Below are 19,397 nucleotides of genomic sequence, written 5' to 3'. Positions count from 1 at the left end.
GCAGGCCTAGCCTGCTCTTTGTGCGTTTAGCGCTTTTATACGCGCTTATCGGATCTTTACAACAAAGGCGTTGATATTGTACGCGGAGAGTTCGCGAGCCTTGTCCTCAGCGACCTTGCGTTTGTTCCATCCACCGCCGCGAAGCTTGTAGAACGGTGTATCGAACACGACCTGGATGGTATAGCCGGTGCTAGCGGAGAGCTGAGCCTTGCGCCTCTGAGCGGCGTCAAAATCGCCTACAGCTTCGAACTGGAGCATGTAGAACCCATCACCCTTGTCATTCTTGCCAGAGACCTTGGCAGGTACTGCAGAATTGCTTGTCGTATCGCGGAGCGATGCACTAAGCGTCGGCTTGTACTCGTTTCCGCGGAAAAGAGAGTCCATATCAGTTGGCGATCCGGCCCAAGCCATAGCGCATAAAGAAGCTGCAATTATAAACTTTCGCATGTATAGAAATATAGAAAAAGCCTCCCCGAAGGGAGGCTTTCTGAAACCTTAAAGATCTCTATTACGGATTGGCCTTGTAGACCGGGAAGCTGCCAATCGTCTTAGCGTTATGGCGGACGCCCCACATTTCGGTCTTGTCGAACTTGTTCTTCTTACCGTGGTTATCAAGCTGGACGTAAGTCTTGAGCTTGGTGATGAAGGCGCCAGAACCAACGAGGCGGTTCTTGTCGGACTTCATGTTCCACACGATGTAGAAGTTCCTACGGGTTTCAACGCAGTTGTGACCTGCACCACCGAAGTAGTACTTCTGGTTGACTTCAAAGTTCTTGTCGTCATCGCAGAAGATGCGGCCCTTCTTTGTTGCCACATGAGAGCCCAAGTTCGTGAAGAAACTGAGTTCGTAATCAAAGAACACGTTCTTCTTGTTGGAGTTGACAAAATCTTCCTTGGATTCGATCATGGCACCCATATCGGTCTTGACATACCAGCCATGCGGAATAAAGCCATACTTTTCAAATTCGCCCTGACCAGCAAGGATGTCTGCTCTGAAGTTGTCGTCATCCTTGTTTGCGTCGTAGGTAAAGATGTCGAACGCATCAAGGTTAGCGGCTTCAGCCGGAGTTCTCGGAATGCCACCCATTGCGGACGGAATGATTCTGACAGCGTAGGCACTCACATCACCAGAGATCAATACCCACGGAGACGGGAGACGTCCACTTGCATTATAGCCCGGAGCAATGTTCCAACCATAAGTAGCATCATCAGCCGGACGGAGAGTATCGCCACCAGGATAAGTTGCATAGTCAGACTGGTCCGTAAAGAGGCCCACACCTGCAATGCTACCGAAGTGGATATAGTCACCAGACTGCGGGAACAAGCCATTTGCGCTGTAAAGCAAATTCATGGTGTTCGAGTTCGTAGAAGGCGGAATCGAAGAACCCGGGTTCAGCGGTATATATTCGGTAAACTGCGGCTGCTTTCCATTGTTAATGTAGAAGGAAAGAACTGCATCACCCTTAGCATCGCCTTCGGTCGTTTTCTGAACAGGTTCAGAGAATTCGATCTTGAGCTTAGCCAAGTCAACACCGCCCATAGTTTCGGTCATAGCTCTTGCAGAGACGATGATCGGGGCAATGCGGTCATAAATTGCGCAAGAGTAGAAGTTCGTCACAACAGTACCGCGAGCCGTGTAAGTAGCCCAAGACTTGAGCTTACCCTTACCAGAGGTCTTCACATTCTTGGAGAGTTTCTTGCCACCGAGAGTGATTCGCGGCAAGCAGAGAGAATCAGGCAGAGATGCAGCAGCACCGCAAACAGTACCAGCCTTAATTTCAGCCTTTTCAAAGACCACAGAATCCTTTTCATCTTCATCCCAGAAGACTGCAATCTTATTCGGGAGGGAGTCTTCGTGGTTGATAAACGGACGGTAGTAGTAAATAGCAAGGGAGTCACCAATACCATCGAGGTATTCCGTCTGCATGCTGAAGTATTCAGCCGGGATGTTCATCGAAGAAGCCGGAAGTTCGCCATGGACGTCGAAGATATCGGCCAAGAGCGGTGTCGGAACCGGCGGTTCAATAAACTGCAAGTTGACAACCTTAGCCTGCATCATAGTAGCACTCGGGCCCTTCACATGGAGAGTTGCAGAAGAAGTCGGCAATTCATAAACCATAGAAGACTTGACGGTAACCGTTGCACGACCATTCACAACGTGAACGGTGGAATCAGGACCATAAAGGATTTCCAAGCCCTTAGAGAGTTCAGAACCAGCAGTCACCTTAAAGTTGCAAGCATCACCGCACGGAGAGTTATTCTTAGTCGGGTCAAGAGCGATCAAGTAGAAGTCAACTTCTTCGGACTTCAAGTGAGTTACGTTATCCGGTTCCGAAGTCTTAACAGTCAAAGACGTTTCAGATTCAACGAACGCAATCGTCGGCACGAAGAACGAGAGCGTAGCCTTATAAGGACTATCCTTTACACTGATGACCACAGTCTCATTTTGAGATGTCGTGAACTGGTTGAACGGGATAGTTGCATAAAGGGTATCAACACCACCGGCACCAATCTTACGATTGTACTTGACCGGGTCAACCATTGAAAGTTGTCCGTTTTCCAACTTGTAGAAGGTAACCAGAGTAGAAGCATTGCCTGCAGCGTCCTTAACATCCAAGGAATATTCAGAACCAACAGCAGCGCTCAACTGGACCGGCTGGGTGCAAGTAGCAGAAGGTGTACCACCACACGGATCCGTAATCGGAGCAATGTAGAGCGGGATAAGCTGGTCAACCGTAACATCGGCTGCATTTGTAGCCATTGCAGAACTCTTGAACGGCATCACCGGGCTCTTGTAACCAGTTGCGTCAACAATAACGGCATCACGGTTAGCAACAGCAACGCTACCCTTAATTTCCCAGGACATAATATAGACATCAGTACCAATCGTAATGCGCAGATAGTACGTATCCGGAGTAAGTCTCTTCTTCAACTTGATTTCGTTAATCATCGGTTCACCCGGTTCTGTGACATCGATGATGCCATCTAACTGAACCGGATTAGCTTCGAATTCTTCTGCAGAAATAATCGTCTTGGTCGGGTCAGAACCACTCTTATCAGTGGTGAGCGTATAAGTAATCTTATAGCCTGCATCCGTAATCTGTTTGCCTTCCAACACGACTGCAGTACCTCTTGCAGCAGCGCAGCTACCACCACCAGACTGAGAATACTTCAGCTTGAACTTGTTGTTACCACCAGTCAGCCTATAGTCTTCATTGCTATTCTGGTGACCTTCGGCCTTAATACCCACGGTCTGTTCAATGAACATGTTCGTCTTGATACGGACGTTACTCATCGTAGTACGACGGTCGCAGAAGAAGATATCGATATCATAGGTGGAATCAGCCTTGCCATTGGGCATAAACGTATCCAAGTCCACATAGCCCGGAGCAGCGAGGTGAGTACCACCAAGGTCCACAGCAAGCTTGTTATCAATATAAACCCAAATGTCATCGTCACCACGGAAGCTGAACTTGAGTCCCTTCTTGAAGCGGAATTCAGCATGGGATTCGAAGCAGAAATGCTGGTTACGACCGGCATTGCCCTTACCGCCTTCTTCGGACTTCCAACGCGGGCTACCCGAAGCAGCAGAAGTTTCAGTTCCATCCACAAAGAATGCCCAATTTGCAGGAGCCTTATCCGGGCAGCTCCAACCAAAGACGCAAGCACCAGTGTTAGCCGGGCTAAGGCCAGTATAGAAGGCTTCGGTGCCATCGCCATCAGCGAAGAGACCATCGCACTTATGACCGCCCTTCCAACCCGGGCCATTGCAAATCACGTCAATCATCGGAATCTTTTCAGTCGGGTGAAGTTCACGAAGATTCGGACCATAGAACACAGGACCTTCTGCAGTACGCTTTGTACGAGCTAACGGAGCAGCTTGCTGCGTAGAGTCAGCATCCTTGAGTTTCTTTTCATCGGTAGCTTCAACCGGGTAGAAACCACCCTGAACAGGGGTTTCAAGACCAGGGCTTGTATAGAAGTCAGAGTCAAATTCCCACTTGCCATCGTCAGCACGGGTAAACGGCATATCAAAGCAAGTCACTTCGTTCACACCAGGAGTGTAATTGAAAAGCATGTTGAAATACTTCTCATCAATAAAGCACTTTTTACCAGCAGCCGTGAGCTTCGGCTTCTTAGTGGCGCGGTCAAGAGTCGATTCCACAATGCCCGGAGTCACACCGATACAGTCATAAATAGCATTAAGAGCGACAGTCGGATTTGCACCAGCAGCAGCATTCGTTTGGTCTACTTTCTGGCAACCGTCATTAGCCGGGCCATCACCAGGACCACTATAGCAAGAGAATGCCGGATGCAACTTAGCATCGGAGTCATAAATACGAGCTGCAAGGTTATAGGAGCAGCTACCATTGATAGCCGGTCTTTCAACATACCACCCAGACATTATGCTGGGAAGTTCAGCAGCCTTCTTCTGGTCAGCAACAAAGAACAATGCGCCACTATAGCCCGGTTCGCTATTGAAAACACCATTAAACAAACCGTCCAAGTCAATCTTTTCAAGCGTTTCAGCACCTTCACCTTGCATACCGATGGCATACTGCAACGTTTCGTCATCATCTCTATGGATGAAGACTTCCGTCGGAAGGGCTTCATCGACATAACGTCTGTAATACCAACCGCAGTTATCGGCATCGATATCCATTTCTTTATCTTTGCCGTTTTCGCTAATCATCGGCACAGAGCTCTTCCAAACCTTGTCATCCGGCAAGAACACGTAGAAATACTTTACGTCTGGAGGATCTCCCTTGACATAAGGCTTGGTCGGATCCGTGAAATCCTGTTGGATCCAAAGTTCATTCGTCTTTGAGCCAAAATCGGCGCAAGAGAAGCCCTTGCCATTAGCAAATTGAACATTGGCACCAATCTGAGTCGGAGTAATACCACCCGTCTGGCCATAGTCATTCAAAGCCTTCGAGATGTAGAAATCAGTCGCTCCGTTTGTACCACCGATTTTAGCAGTGCTAATTTCATACCAGCCGGTATACTTAGTGCTCTTCGAAAAAGCAACAAACTGACCACCAGCAGCGGAATAAGCGGCAGTCCATCCATCAGGAAGCTTTAGATAAACGGTTCCCTCACACCCGGTCAATGTTGCCGATGCACTTTGCACACCTGCAATGAGCATAGCACAGCCCAATACCCATAGTTTTAAGGATTTAATTGTGTTCTTCATTGTGTTTCTATCCATTTTGGTTCTCTCTGACCACGCAGAACATCAAGAAGAAGCCCTCCTTGATATACTACACCGCATGAAATCTACTTTTTTAATTGAAAAAAGGAAATTTTTTCTATTAAAGATATGTGAAAAAAAATTTATGTAAGCCAATCCGTGCTTTTATTCACACTTTTTCAACACAAAACTTACGTTTTGAAAATTTGTTTAAACATTGTAAAAATCTACTTACAAAACAAGGCGTATCATGCCTGTATTATATGGATAATTCGAAGTTCAAAGTTCAAACTATTTCAAACCAATCTTAAAACTACTTCTATATTTTAAATAGGGATAGCGCTAACGCGAGGGATTATTATGGAAGATGAAACCATCATCAATAAAGACAACACCATCATGTTTAACCCGATGGTCATTCATCCACATTTAATAGTTCTGTACCCGCAAAGCGCGTTTGCACAAATACCTCTCGAAAAGGGGACCGTGATTCTCGGACGCGGGCAAGACGCCGACATTCGTTTCGAAGACGAACTGGTAAGCCGCAAGCACTGTTCCCTTTCGTTTGACGGACAGAATGTCACGGTCGAAGACCTTGGCAGCACAAATGGAACGTTTGTCGACGGGAACTTCATCCACAAGCAAATTCTTGATTCTGACAACAGGCTTCAGATTGGCAAGATGGTTTTAAAGGTTGCCTACAAGGACCCGAGCGAAGAAGCTTTTAGCCGTGAGCTCTACGAAGCAGCGACCATGGATTCACTGACAGGCATTTTGAACCGCCAAGCATTCATGGACCGTTCGGCCGGAGAACTTGTATTTGCACGCCGCAACGACACGTTTGTCCATGTCGTGATGATCGATGTAGACAACTTCAAGCACGTGAACGACACTTGGGGGCACCAATGCGGGGACCTCATTTTAAAAGAAGTGGCCCGGTTGCTGAACGACGAAAAGCGTGATTCCGACCTGCTCGCCCGCTACGGCGGAGAAGAATTTTTGCTGCTCATGAGCGATATTTCTCCAGAAGATGCCAAGAAGCGCGCCGAAAAATTGCGTTTTACCATCGAGCGCCACATTTTCTCATGGATGGATACGATTATCCCGGTGACGATTTCCCTTGGGCTTGCATCGCAGAAAGGGGCCGACGTGACTCAAATCACCGAACTTATCGCCCAAAGCGACAAATTGCTGTATGTAGCCAAAAACTGCGGCAAAAACCAGGTGGCTGCGCCCTAGCGAAAAAGGTAAAAATATAGCTCGGCTCGGTAATGCCAATACAAGTATTGGCGCTACACTCGCCTTTTGCTATATTTGGGCGCGATGAGTGAATTTTACTCCGAACGCCTTAATTCTTTTGGCACAGCAAGCATCCCGAAGCTTGTCTTGCAGTTTTCAGTTCCCGCCATCATAAGCATGTGCGTGAACGCTCTCTATAATATTGTAGACCGATTCTTTGTTGGCCAGGGTGTCGGAAGTTTGGGCATTGCAGGCATTACGCTCTGCTTCCCCATTTGCCTATTTATCATGGCGTTATCGATGATGGTCGGCGTGGGCGGCAACACGCTTTTTGCCATTCGCCTTGGGCAAAAGAAATACATCCAGGCGAGCATCATTTTAAACAACTCGTTTTCGCTCCTGATTATCATGGCGATTCTCGCTTTTACATTTGGCGAGGTTTTCATGACTCCGCTCCTCAAGCTTTTCGGAGCTAGCGAACAGACCCTCCCCGTTGCCGAAAGCTACATGCGCATTTTGCTGTGCGGTGCCGTATTCCAGACAATCGCGCCCGGCATGAACCACTTTATCCGTTCGATGGGTCACCCCAAAACCGCCATGTTCCGCGAAATCGCAGGCGCCGTGACCAACATTATTTTGGACTGGCTGTTCATCATGAAGTTCCACTGGGGTATCGAAGGCGCCGCCTGGGCAACCATCTGTTCGCAGTTGGTCGCAAGCAGCCTGATTACGCAGTTCTTCGTGAAAAAGTCTTCGCCCATCAAGATTCGCTGGCGCCACATGAAACTGCATGCCGCCTACGTTCGCAAGATTTACATTTTGGGATTGCCGCCTTCGGTAATGCAGATTTGCAACAGCCTTATGAACGCAATTCTCGCCTGGAGCCTCACGACTTACGGAAACATCAGCATCAAACCGACCGGAGTTCTCTCGGGTGGCGATTTGGCGATTTCGGCATTCGGCATTATCAACAGCGTTGTTTCGATTATAGTGCTTCCGCTCTTGGGATTTGTCCACGGAACGCAACCGATTATCGGCTACAATTACGGCGCTAGGCTCAATGGCCGCGTTCGCGAAACGCTCAAGTTCTCGTTTATTTATGCAGGCGCGTTCATGTTCATTTGCTGGGCCGCCGTGATGTGGAAAGCAGAAGCATTCGTCGCCCCGTTCGCCCCGAACGATCTCGAATTGCAACAAGTTTCCGCTTGGGCCATGAGAATCTTTACCGCCGCATTCTTCATGATTCCTTTTGGCATGGTGTCGGGAAACTTTTTCCAGGGAACAGGAAAGGCGCTCAGAGCTATGTTCTTGAACGCGTGCCGTCAGGTGATTCTCTTGATTCCGTTCCTGCTCGTTTTACCGCACTACTTTGAATTGAAAGGTGTGTTCTTAGCACAGCCCATTGCCGATACAGGCGCAGCCATCATCGGCATGGCAATGATGATGCACGAACTCAAGAAGCTGAAATAAGTTAATCAGGGCTCACCGCCCATCATAACTCTTATCTTTTTTCTAGGATTTTCAGCGCTCTTTCGATGATATCCGGCGATAGTTTGAAGATGTCGCTGAGGGTTTGGACGCGGTCGGCGGGCTCGATTTTCGTCATTTTTGAACCAGCCGCATCGCGAACGACGAGGTTTCCCTTCTGATAGTAATACTGGATACCCTTTTCGCGGTCAAGGCGGTTCAAGACCGGGTAGGTCATCATTTCGCGATAGAAGCTTTCGTTCCAATGGTGCTTGAATTCTTCGACGGAAACGCCCTCCACAGGGTACTCGAAACGGAGCTTCATGGGCGCGCCTGCGCCACCCGTCCAAAGTTCCATGGATTCCATGGTCGGACGCACGAGACGCACGCAGTTCGGGGAAAGCGGGAAAAAGGCTTCGCCAGTGCCAAACGGCTGCGGGAGGGGCATTGGGAGCGGGTCGAAAATCAAGTAACCGGGATCGAGTAAGAATTCGGAATTAAACGTGAGTGGCGACCCCGGAACGGCGTCCGGGGTGACAATGCTGCCGTCGGGGTCGGGCAAGATGAGGGCGCAGTGGATGTTACGTTCCTTGCGCTTGTGCCCCATGACAAGACGCGGCTTGAAGCCCATGTCCATGAGTGCTTGGAACATGTGCCACGTCATGCTAAAGCAAGTGCCCCCACCCATCCAGGAATCGATATCATTCTGGTCGCTATCGTCGAGTTTGCGCGCACCGGCGGCACTTCCCGTCTGTTCCAGACGGATGATTTTCGTCAAGTTCTCGTAGGTGATGTTCGAAACTTGATTGCAGAGGTCTACGACCTTTTTCATGTTCTCGGGGGTCATATTTTAGTCCATTTCTGTGGGGATGCCGCCAAGCATGCTGCAAATTTCAGGGCCGATAACACCATTTTGAATGGCAATGGTAAGCAAGCGCTGTTCAATTTCTTGCGGAGGGAAACGGAGACCTTCATCAATAGCCGCGCAATCCGAACCGCTTTGGGTACTGCCGGCAGCCTCCTGCACCAAGCGTTCGGCAAGGGCCGCATGGAGCGCAAGCGAAGTCTCGATATACTTGAGATGCGTCGGTTCTTCGAGAATAAAATTCAAAGGACCTTTGGCATTGAGCACCTTTTCGACGGGAACAGCTTCACCGTATTCATCTTCGACGCCCATATTCGCAAGAACAGCCGATGTCGAAAGGAGCGATTTTTGAAGTTCCGGGGCAGCAAGAGCATCTTTTATGCCCGTTGCAGTCACCACAAAGTCAGCCTTTTCAATCAGCGCGGAGACGGTCGCATAGTCATGGCAATCGACCACATTGACACCATTTTGCTCTAAAACCGCCGAAAAATCACCTGCAGGCATCGAATTTGCGGCATTTTCAGGAGCGTTTTCAGGAGCGTTTTCAGACGATGCACGATTCAGGTCCGTCACTACGGATACAGCGCAACCGCGGCGCACACCCTGGAGCGCAATTCCCGAACCGACCTTGCCACTACCAAAAACCAATAACTTTTTTCCTTCGAAATCGGCGCCAGACGCATTTTCGCCTGCACCCAAGCCGAGCTTTTCAAGCGCCCTAAAATAGCCATCACCGGTGCCTAAAGACGTCTCGATCCGCTTGACGATTCCGCTATCGGCAACAAAAACGGGCTTTTTAGCGTTTTGGTAGTACTGAACGCCCGAACGGGTGAGTTCCACAAAGCCGATTTTCGGATGGAGAGCCGCAAAAGGTCCCGCACAGTCGAGCACCAAGTCCACAAATTCACCACGGGACTCCGCTTCGAGCATTTCTGCCGGAATCACGACGGGAATGCCCCAATCTTTCAAAAAATCGACAACATCGGGGTCGTTCATACCCGAAAAACCGACCAAAAGCGATGCCCCACCCGCCAAAAGAGCGCGATACTGAGTCATCGTATTGCGGTAAATCGGGGTCGCCACCAGCACACGGAGCCCTTCGAAAGGGCGCGTTTCGGACCATTCAGCTTCGAGCGCGGCTAATGCCGGATATTCGTTTTTTTCGTAGACTTCGTCAAGAACGGAAGAAAGAATCGACTGCAAATCCATAAAGAGAAATATAGGATTTTTAGACAAGAAGCCTACTCCGAGATCCTTCGACTCCGCTCAAGATGACACTAGCAGGGAACTGTGAAAAATAAAGCTTATTGGTAAAGTTACAACAGAATACAACAAAAAGAAAATTTACAAAGCCCATTTAATATGGATAATCTTAGATTAGAGTTACATAATATACTCTCAAAGGTGTGGATAATGAATAACAAAATTTCTATCGCTGCGATTACAGTTGGAATGTTTGCGGCAGGCTCTGCTTTCGCTCAGGATGCCGAAATTGCAACTTGGTCTGGTTTCCGCAAGGGCGCCGCTTCCTTCACATTTGACGATGGTGCTCCGAGCCACGTGACCGACGCTGGTCCGATGTTCAAGAAGTATGGCTACAAGGCTACCTTCAACCTGGTGGTGAACTGGAACCCCAACTGGAGCGGATTCCAGGGTCTGGCCGACGAAGGGCACGAAATCGCAAGCCACAGCAATAGCCACGGCAATAACATGAGTGGCGAAGAAGCCTCCTCGAAAAAAAATATCGAAAGCCATATCAAACAGAAATACGGTATTATCACTGTCGCCTACCCGAACTGCAACGTGCCTAACGAAAGCGCGGTCAAGCAGAACTACATCGTGGGCCGCATCTGCAACGGCAGCTGGAAGGGCATGGGCGACGAAATGGGCAAGGACGGTCCCTCCAACTGGGCTCAGGTCCCTGCCACCATGACCGGTGCCGAAGGCCAGCTCAAGAGCACGAACGACTTTACCGGCAGAATGCAGAAAGTCATCCAGAGCAACGGCTGGGCCGCATTCCTCACCCATGGTTTCCAGGGCAAGCAAAACGGCAACGCCAACTACTCGCCGACAGATATCAACGCCATCGATGGTGCCCTCAAGTGGGCCCAGCAGAACGATAAGGACATCTGGGTTGCCCCGATGGGCCATGTCGCCATGTACCTCAAGGAACGCAAGGCCTCCAAGGTCGAAGCAAGCAGCAGCGGTGGAAACATCACCGTCAAGCTCACCCATAACATCGCCGACAACATTTCCAAATACGACTATCCGCTTTCCATCCGCGTGAAGTATGACGGTTCCAAGGCCGAAGTCAAACAGGGCGACGCAAAACTCGAATCCAAGATTGACGGTGGATACGTTTACTTTGACGCAGTTCCGAACGCAGGCGACATCGTGATTTCTGGCGGTGAAGCTCCGAAGCCGGAATCCAGCTCCAGCTCTGAACCGCCTGCAAGTTCTTCTAGCAAAGTTGAAGAATCTAGTTCCAGCGGCACAAGCGCACTCCCAACACAAGTATTTGACGGTCGCCACCTCGCTGCATACGTAGACGCAAGCGGCTATATTACCGTTCAGGGCGCACAGGGCTTGAGCATTACCGTGTTCAACAGCCTCGGTAACGTTGTCCGCACCACGAAGGGCATCGGCTTCGTGCAAAAGGTCTACACAGGCGCCAAGGGCATGTATGTCGTGAAAGTCGGCAACCAGGCCAAGGCCGTAAATATCAAGTAATTCAAAAAAGTTTGTGGTTTAGGGAAAGCCCGCTCCGATTGGAGCGGGCTTCTTGTTTATTGATAGGGTAAACATGAATAGCCCCCGCTCACATGAACGGGAGTTTACTTTATTTCAGGAGATATGGGATACTATATTTATTGGAAATTTGGGCATCCGTCATCGGGACAGGGCATAACAATAAACTTTTCGACTCCCTCATAATCAGATCTACAATTGTCGGCTACATATGTAGCATACTTTTTCCAAAGCGGATCTTTATAAAGAGTCCCCGCTCTTTGTTCTAGGGGAATATCGCATGAATAGGCAGGATACAATTCAATATGTTCATTGGCTGTTCCTTTGTCAATTACAAAAGGATTTCCCGTCGACTCTAACTGACCATTTTCGAGAGCACAATCTTCCGTAAACTGAGCCAACATAACAGAATCTTTAGAGCGAATTTCCATATGAACTGATTTTGATGTGACACCAAAATTATAATGTTCATCTATTTCATAAACATCATTATTTAGCATATACCACTTGCTTTCATTAAAGCAATAAAAACCTTTAGTAAAAATACCTGGTTGCGTAATACCTTCTGAAACCATAATTTTTCCATACATTACGCCATTTTCATCAAACATTGAATAATAATGACTCATTTTGCTTGAGAAATGATTGTCAGACGAATGCCTCCATTCTTCTTCATTTTCAAACGAAGTTGCAACAGAATCATTATCAATCATAGCGCGAATTGCATTATTATAAGTTTCATGCGCATTAACTGAATCGACATTAATTACATTATCGTAAGATAAAATAACTGCAGTAGCGACATTAGGTTTTGATATTTGTTTTAAATTGGCTAGAATCTTGTCATATTGTTCGACCAGTAAATTTTCAGCCATCGTGTTAGCTTGTTCATCAGCACCGACAACAGCAGAATCAGAACAAGCACTTAACGCACCTGCGACACTCAACGCAGCAAACGAAAGCGGAATGATTTTTTTGATATTCATAAACGACTCCTTTACATAAAGTTTTTAGGGCGGCTAATAACGTCCTCAAAGTCTCGAGCTAATATGCAACTTTCTATCATATACGTAGCATACTTTTTCCAATAAGGATCTGTGTAAGTTTCAACACCATCCTTCAATTCAGCCTTGACTAAACAAGCCTGTTGGATATCATCATTAGATTCAAGTACACCATTTTCGAGAGCGCAATCCTTTTCAAATTCCGCTTTGATAGTAGAATCAATCGTAACCAAATATTTTATAGCAGTAAGTTCTTTATGGAAAGGATGCGATTTGTCGTTAAAAAAGACTTCATAATGAGTTCCAAATCCCCCACTGAAATCGCAATCATCAGAATTTATGCAATCTTCGAAACTCATTTGCACAATGCTCCCGTCTTTTTTTTCAACATATGGAATTCCACAGCCAACGTCTATTTCACGTTCAAGGAAAACCATACTACCTTTACTAAAACGAATATCTCCATGAACCAAACCTTCCTCGTCCTTCATTACCACGTAGGTTGTACGATTCATTTTATGTATACCATACCAAGCATCATAACCGACAAGTTCTTCATCAATAAGATGCACAGTTGGATCGACATCAAGGATTGTCTGAACAGCCCTATCAAAAGATTCATGAGCCGTAACCGAATCCGTTTGATAACTAGACTCACCAGCCACATGACTAAAAGTCACTGCGGTTCCTTTACCTACACTTCTTAAAGCGGCCAAAGCTCCTTCTTCATTTAGATACGGAATTCCATTTAGAGAATTTGACGAGCCCGGTTCAGTAACAGAGCTTGAACTCAAAGCCACCGAATTGCCCTGAACATCAGCGCCGACAACGGCAGTATCAGAACACGCACTTAGCGCACCCGCGACACTCAGCGTAGCAAACGTAAGTGGTATGATTTTTTTGTTATTCATAATGTTTCCTCCTCACATTATTGTTCCGACTCTTCCGAATTATCGGAATTATCAAAAAGATCAAGCTCTAAAAGGTCTAAAGAATCAGCAGGAACCACACAACGGTTTATAACCTGCGATACATATTTTTCCCAATAGGGGTCCGTATAAGCGACATCGCCTTCGGTTGGTGTAACAGAAAACGCGCACGTTGCGGTAGAATCACTATACGCAAAGGAACCATTTTCAAGAGAACAATCATTTTCAAATTGTTCCACTATTGAAGAATCATAAATAATCAAAGATTTCTTTACGCGGTACTCGTTCGCGGGGCTTGGCGCCTGGAGGCCATCCGTTGGCACTTCTACAGCCTGCACATTCAATTCATAATGTCCAGTTTTAGCAAGCAAACTCTTGTCGAGACGCGCTAAATCACATAGGACATATCTATGTTTCAAATGCATTTCAAGCAGTTCAATGGGGCCATGAACAACATTATTTTCATCGCGATATACACCAGAAAACACATTAAAGTAAGGAACTGTATCCCCAAAATTTCCAACAGCCGGCGTTTTCACAAATACACCGCTATTTTTCAAAGAATCAACAACGTTATCAAATGTTTCTTGAGCCGTAACAGAATCTTCAACAAGCTCATTTTTCAAAACATTTACAACAAAAGCAGTATCGTTCGAAACTTGTGTAGTAGCCACATCAGAGACAATTGCTATAGGAGCCTCAGACTTACGTTCTTTCACTCGGGATATCATTTTTTTCAGAATAGCCTTTGAATCATAGGCATTTTTATCCGAAATAGAATTATCCTGGATGTCGGCACCAGCAACGTGATTTTCAGAACAACCGCTTAACGCCCCCACGACACTCAACGCAACAAGCGAAAGCGGAATGATTTTTTTCATATTCATAATGTTTCCTCCTTACACTTTTTCCGAAAGCGGGAAAAGTTGTAAATTCAAGCGATAGACTTGATCGATTTTATTACATTCGCTAGCAATGTCAACAACTTGCTTGCGGCAAGCGTTGACAGCATCCGTAATGCGCTTAAGAGCATCCGCATTGACGCCAACAGTCACACCCGAAACATTACGTTCGGCAGGATCAATTTTATCAATGGCTTCACGAGCGAGATCAATCATCTGGCGGTTCATGGAGCGAAGCGCAAGTGCAAGGGAATCGCAAGAACCAGTAATTACTTTATTCGTCTGCTCGTAAATATTTTCGCCTTTAGTCTTTAGAAAATTCAACTTCACCAAAAGTTTTAGCGAGTCGCGGATTTCCTGAGCCGTAAAATTGTGCTTAATCTTTTTGGCAAGATCACCTGGGAGCGCCCCCGGCATGAGCGGAGCAAGTTCACGAACAATTGAATTCACCGCAGATTCGTAATAGTCGAACGCATCGGCATTCAAAACACGCGCATGCTGCTCGTTCGCAAGTTCTTCCATTTTGCGGAAGGCAATTTTTTTCTTGTCATCGTCTTTTGCATTCGTGAAATCGACCATGTGCTTGAAATATTCACACTCAAATTCACTCAATTCCATGGCGGCAGCCACTTGCAGCACACCCACGCGACTCAGGGAACTTTTTCCATCGCATACTAGTTTCAAATACGATGGCGAAGAGAACCCCGCCTGTTTCGAAAACTCGCGCCAAGAAAACACGGATGTTCTTTTGCGCCAGTCAAAATAATCAAGCATGTACTTTCGGTAATCTTGATATTCTGTTATCGGTTTCATGTTTAACCTCCTTACAGGCACAAATATACCTCATTCGATATAGCCTTGCAATAGATAAAATGATACAAAGATTTCGATTTTTAGCAGAAATTCGCAAATTTTGCAAATTTCGAAAATTTTTAAAATTTAATGAATCACTAGTAAATACAGATGAATCAGAGGTGATATTGGAACCGAGTAAGGCGCCCCCGCAACAAGTGCGGGGTGACAACGCTTTTTTCTAAATTTGGAGTATGAAACCGTGGAAACTGTTAAATTCGGAATTTTTGGTGGATGCGCCGTGGCTGAAGGTCGCAAAGGAAACGTGCGAACTGCCGAACGGCAAGATCATCGACGATTTTTATACGTTATGGCAACCCGACTGGGTTTTAATTCTTGCTCGCACCACAGAAGGCAAGTGGGTCATGACGGAACAGTATCGCCACGGAACGGGAAAGATTGCGCTTGAGTTCCCTGCCGGGATTATTGACAAAGGCGAAACGCCGGAAGAAGCAGCCATTAGAGAATTGCAAGAGGAATGCGGGTACGGGGTAAAAGGCGCCCCCGGCACTAAGGCCGGGGTGACAATGTATCTTGGTTCTTTTCCGGTGAATCCGGATAGGCATCGCGGAAAGTTTCATGTGGTGTTTATCGACGACGTGGAACGCTTGGGCAAAACGAGCTTTGACGATACAGAAGATATCGAGACGTTTTTGTACACGGACGAAGAATTTCAGGCAAAAGTCGCCGACGGCACGTTCAATCACCCGCTTCAAATCGCAGGCTATTTCAAGTGGAAATTATCGCAATCCGCCTCCCGATTTTAATTCTCGGGCTGAATGGCGTTCCCGGTTTTGCACTTTTCAGGCATTTCAACAAACTCTACGGGGCAACAAATGCGCAAGGCGCCCCTGGTGTCGTTGGCATACGCCCCATCAAACACCCTTGCGTTTTTGGCGACAACGTTTATGGAATCGATGCCGAAGAAACGGAACGCTTGGGCGAACTTTTTGAAAAGTTTCATTTCGGGACCGTCATTGACGCGAGCGGAAACTGCGCCCTGAAGGCCTGCGAATGCGACCCAGCCCGCAGCCGCCTTTTGAACTACAGCCAAGGCGTCGATGCCGCCACATTCGCCGCACGCTACAACGCGACACTCATCCGCATTTCTGCAGACATGGTCTTTAGCGGTGACGAAAAGACAAAGCCGAACCGCCCTTACGTCGAAACCGACCCCAAAGACCCCATCCACAATTACGGCAAGCACCAGGCAGAAGCCGAAGATGCGATTTCTGCCATCAAGCCCGATGCCGTGATTTTGCGCGTGCCGCTCCCGATGGACTATGCGCCCGGCGGATGCGCCGGCGCCATTGACTGGATTACGTACCGGTTCCGCCCCGGTCGCCCGGCAACCTTGTTCACGGACGAATTTCGCAACCCGCTTTCGGGCCCAGACCTTTGCCGCACCGTGCAATACATTCTTGAACATAAATTCCCCGCAGGCATCTACAACTGCGGCGGGCCGCGTCGCGTTTCGCTTTACAACGTCGGGCAAATCGTGAATGCCGTTGGCGGCTACCCCGCAGAACTTCTCCATGGCGTGCCGCGAATCGAAGGTGGCTCCATGCCCCCGCGCGTCGGCGACATCAGTATCAATTCGAGCAAGCTTTACAAGCTATTGCCGCCAGGGTTCATCAAGCCGTGGCCTGTTTTCGATTGGCTCGTGCCCGACAGTTTCGACTGGCACAAGACTTTTGGACGTAATATTAAAGACAAAAGCAAAATGGGCAGCGACGAAGCGATTACAAATTTACTCGTCAACGGGATTGATCCCCTGTAGATTCGACATTAGTATTTCAGAACGCGTTTCGTGGCTTGCGGAATCGTACACCACCTTGCCAACACAAATAACATTAATGACAGTCCCGTCCTTACGTTTAACGCGATGCGTACAATACGCTATAGGATTATTCGCCAAGGTTTCCGATACAAAGCACAGGTATTCCGTCAGGTCTTCTTCCGGAACCAAATCCTGCTGTTCCATCGTTTTTTCCTTGATATCATCTCTAGAATAGCCCGTAATTTTTTCAAATTTATCATCAACATCTATGATAACGTTGCGCGAATTCAGCACATAGCGGCTATATTCGACTTTGTGCACATTATGTCTGCCACTGTGGTCAGGCACCAGTGTTTTTGTTTTTTCGACAATCGTATCCACCGGAGTTTTAAGTTTTTCTTCGTCGGGAACAACATTTCCGACCATGTCACGACATATCGGTACAAATTCCTTGACCAGATAAGGATCGAATTGCGTTCCTGAACAACGTTCCAGCTCGGCAACGGCCTCGTCAACAGACTTTGCGGCCCTGTAAGAACGGTTACTTACCATCGCATCGAAAGCATCGACAACGCTTATGATTCTTGACAACAGCGGAATTTCATCTTCCTTGAGTCCATCCGGATAACCCTTGCCATCCCAACGTTCATGATGGTGCAAAATCATATCGGCAATTTCGTTCAGGCCCTTGGAACTCTTTGCAATTTGGTAGCCCTTATGCACGTGGGTTTTAATATAGTTCCATTCTTCATCGGTCAGTTTTCCTGGTTTATTCAAGATATCTAGCGGCACACCGATTTTACCAATATCATGCAGTAAGCACAGGAGCGAAAGACTACTTTGTTGTTTATCGGTAAGTCCAATACGTTTTCCGAGAGCAGCCCCCATGCGCTGGGTACGATGAACATGAGCCTCGGTATCGCTATCACATTCTTGTAAAGCCTTTTCGAGCGACGTTAAAAGTTCGGAACGGGCAGAACCTTTATCCAACAGTTTTTTCTGGTTCAGTGTCTGCGTGGCTGATTCTATAACGACAACAAAATCAGAATTATTCGCTGAAAGTTCATCAACTGCATACTGTAACTTGCAATTAATGGAGCGTTTCACTTGAGCCATAATTTGTTCGACAGAGTTCAAACTCATACGTGGCGCAAGCACCACAAGTTTTGCATCTTCCCCACGAACAAAATAAGAACCTTGCGGAAAATTATTCTTGAGAGTCACTGCCAAATTGCGCAACAAGCGGTCTCCCACATCGCGTCCTTTGGAGTTATTCAAACTAGAAAGGTTGTTCAAGTCACAAACAATCATGGTCAAAGGTAACTTCGTTGCAAAGGAATCTTTCTCGGCAAAGTTCTTGAAGCTATCCCAACTGCTAAACCCCGTCAACAAGTCCGTTTTCACTGCAGGATCCGAGATAACAAATAAATTTGCAAGTCCACGACCTTTTCCGTCTTTAATTCTGTGAAAATCAATGCGCATCGGTTTTATTTTATTATCTATGTCAATGTAGCATTGCGCAAAATAAACATCCTTGGAATCAGGAATTTCAACATTGCAGGATTTTACAAAAAAATCTTGAGACAGGAACTCATCGAACGAAATACCGGCCAGAAGTTTTTCTGACCTGACATTATGGAAAATCAACGCACCTTTAAAATCAAACAGAACAATTCCCTGTTCTATTGTTTCAAACACGTTATCTTTAAAATAATTCAAGATATCCATTACCGCATACCGGCTAGACCAATACGCGCTTATCGGAAGCAAACAGTAAAAATGAATTGAATACTCGAGTTCAATAAATCTTTTGAGTAAAAAATTCAGCAAAATAAAAAACAGCACCGAGACAATTATGCCCTGATAACGCTTTCTGAAAACCTTCGGAGCTTTTACGAAACGATAGAACAACATTCCCATCGAAAAGAGGAATATCAAATGAGCCAAAATCAAATGGTAATAATAAAGGGCACCTTCGTGAGCCGATTGAAAAAATGCAATACCCGAACTCGGTTCGCAGCCCAAAGCCCACCCACAAAACGGATTCACAATCCAAATTACCACATCGAAAAGCAACGCGACTAAGAAAAACCGAAGCAAAAGTTGAATCCAATAAACGCGAGCCATGTGGGCGTAAACGTTTACGAACAGCATAAAGAAATATATCGAAGCGGCAATGCTGGTAAAGCTAAATGACGATAGCGTTATAAACGCTCCACTCTCATCGGAAAAGATTCGGCAAATACAAAAGACAACCGACAAGGCTCCAAAGCACGCACTAGCAGTAATCCACTTCAAGTCGCTCTTTTTGGATTTCAAAGAAACCAGTCCCACATATAGCGATGCAACGACAACAATAATCGACAACGCGATAAACGTGATTAGACTTCCATTTTCCATAATGCGCTCCCAGACATTAT

General features: G+C 46.9%; 14 protein-coding genes. 5 read left to right on the top strand and 9 right to left on the bottom strand.

Going from position 1 to position 19,397, the window contains the following annotated elements:
• Positions 1-45: 45 nt before the first annotated feature.
• Both BUQ91_RS14375 and BUQ91_RS14370 read right to left on the bottom strand, forming a co-directional pair.
• The gene (locus BUQ91_RS14375) at positions 46-447 is read right to left on the bottom strand and encodes an SPOR domain-containing protein (protein ID WP_072830111.1); all 402 of its coding nucleotides are present in this window, start codon (positions 445-447) and stop codon (positions 46-48) included.
• Between the two features lie 61 nt (positions 448-508).
• A complete protein-coding gene (locus BUQ91_RS14370; RefSeq protein ID WP_254842384.1) occupies positions 509-5,194 on the bottom strand; it encodes a fibro-slime domain-containing protein in 4,686 nt (1,561 codons plus the stop codon).
• 357 nt (positions 5,195-5,551) lie between these two features.
• Here BUQ91_RS14370 and BUQ91_RS14365 point away from each other — a divergent pair, with 357 nt between their 5' ends.
• Both BUQ91_RS14365 and BUQ91_RS14360 read left to right on the top strand, forming a co-directional pair.
• The gene (locus BUQ91_RS14365; RefSeq protein ID WP_072830108.1) at positions 5,552-6,430 is read left to right on the top strand and encodes a GGDEF domain-containing protein; all 879 of its coding nucleotides are present in this window, start codon (positions 5,552-5,554) and stop codon (positions 6,428-6,430) included.
• An 84-nt stretch (positions 6,431-6,514) separates the two neighbouring features.
• Positions 6,515-7,900, top strand: coding sequence for an MATE family efflux transporter (locus BUQ91_RS14360; RefSeq protein WP_072830106.1), 1,386 nt, complete (start codon positions 6,515-6,517; stop codon positions 7,898-7,900).
• Positions 7,901-7,931: 31 nt separating this feature from the next.
• Here the strand turns inward: BUQ91_RS14360 and BUQ91_RS14355 are convergent, their stop codons facing one another.
• Positions 7,932-8,729, bottom strand: coding sequence for a hypothetical protein (locus BUQ91_RS14355; protein WP_254842383.1), 798 nt, complete (start codon positions 8,727-8,729; stop codon positions 7,932-7,934).
• A gap of 18 nt (positions 8,730-8,747) precedes the next feature.
• Positions 8,748-9,998 (bottom strand): Rossmann-fold NAD(P)-binding domain-containing protein, encoded by a 1,251-nt coding sequence (locus BUQ91_RS14350; RefSeq protein WP_254842382.1) that lies wholly within the window; start codon positions 9,996-9,998, stop codon positions 8,748-8,750.
• A gap of 177 nt (positions 9,999-10,175) precedes the next feature.
• Here BUQ91_RS14350 and BUQ91_RS14345 point away from each other — a divergent pair, with 177 nt between their 5' ends.
• Complete coding sequence (locus tag BUQ91_RS14345) at positions 10,176-11,492, top strand: polysaccharide deacetylase family protein (protein ID WP_074209767.1); 1,317 nt, start codon at positions 10,176-10,178, stop codon at positions 11,490-11,492.
• A 137-nt stretch (positions 11,493-11,629) separates the two neighbouring features.
• Here the strand turns inward: BUQ91_RS14345 and BUQ91_RS14340 are convergent, their stop codons facing one another.
• The 4 genes from BUQ91_RS14340 to BUQ91_RS14325 are packed head-to-tail and all read right to left on the bottom strand — an operon-like array spanning position 11,630 to position 15,158.
• Complete coding sequence (locus tag BUQ91_RS14340; RefSeq protein ID WP_074209766.1) at positions 11,630-12,496, bottom strand: hypothetical protein; 867 nt, start codon at positions 12,494-12,496, stop codon at positions 11,630-11,632.
• 11 nt (positions 12,497-12,507) lie between these two features.
• Positions 12,508-13,425 carry a hypothetical protein gene (locus BUQ91_RS14335; protein WP_074209765.1) on the bottom strand — a complete coding sequence of 306 codons (918 nt, stop codon included), beginning with the start codon at positions 13,423-13,425 and terminating at the stop codon, positions 12,508-12,510.
• Between the two features lie 17 nt (positions 13,426-13,442).
• Positions 13,443-14,330, bottom strand: a complete 888-nt coding sequence (locus BUQ91_RS14330; protein WP_072830092.1) for a hypothetical protein — start codon at positions 14,328-14,330, stop codon at positions 13,443-13,445.
• 12 nt (positions 14,331-14,342) lie between these two features.
• Positions 14,343-15,158: a TIGR02147 family protein gene (locus BUQ91_RS14325; protein WP_072830090.1), complete on the bottom strand. Its 816-nt coding sequence runs from the start codon at positions 15,156-15,158 to the stop codon at positions 14,343-14,345.
• 233 nt (positions 15,159-15,391) lie between these two features.
• On the opposite strand from BUQ91_RS14325, the gene BUQ91_RS14320 reads away from it, so the two are divergent.
• Both BUQ91_RS14320 and BUQ91_RS14315 read left to right on the top strand, forming a co-directional pair.
• On the top strand, positions 15,392-15,964 hold the full coding sequence (locus BUQ91_RS14320) for an NUDIX hydrolase (RefSeq protein WP_074209764.1): 573 nt from the start codon (positions 15,392-15,394) through the stop codon (positions 15,962-15,964).
• A complete protein-coding gene (locus BUQ91_RS14315) occupies positions 15,931-16,977 on the top strand; it encodes an SDR family oxidoreductase (RefSeq protein ID WP_074209763.1) in 1,047 nt (348 codons plus the stop codon). The genes BUQ91_RS14320 and BUQ91_RS14315 overlap by 34 nt, the downstream gene beginning before the upstream one ends.
• Here the strand turns inward: BUQ91_RS14315 and BUQ91_RS14310 are convergent.
• Positions 16,948-19,377 (bottom strand): HD domain-containing phosphohydrolase, encoded by a 2,430-nt coding sequence (locus BUQ91_RS14310; RefSeq protein ID WP_074209762.1) that lies wholly within the window; start codon positions 19,375-19,377, stop codon positions 16,948-16,950. The genes BUQ91_RS14315 and BUQ91_RS14310 overlap by 30 nt on opposite strands.
• Positions 19,378-19,397: the final 20 nt, after the last annotated feature.

Origin of the sequence: Fibrobacter sp. UWB11 (genome assembly GCF_900143015.1) — a bacterium.
GTDB lineage: Bacteria > Fibrobacterota > Fibrobacteria > Fibrobacterales > Fibrobacteraceae > Fibrobacter.
This window is presented reverse-complemented; position numbering and strand designations above follow the sequence as displayed.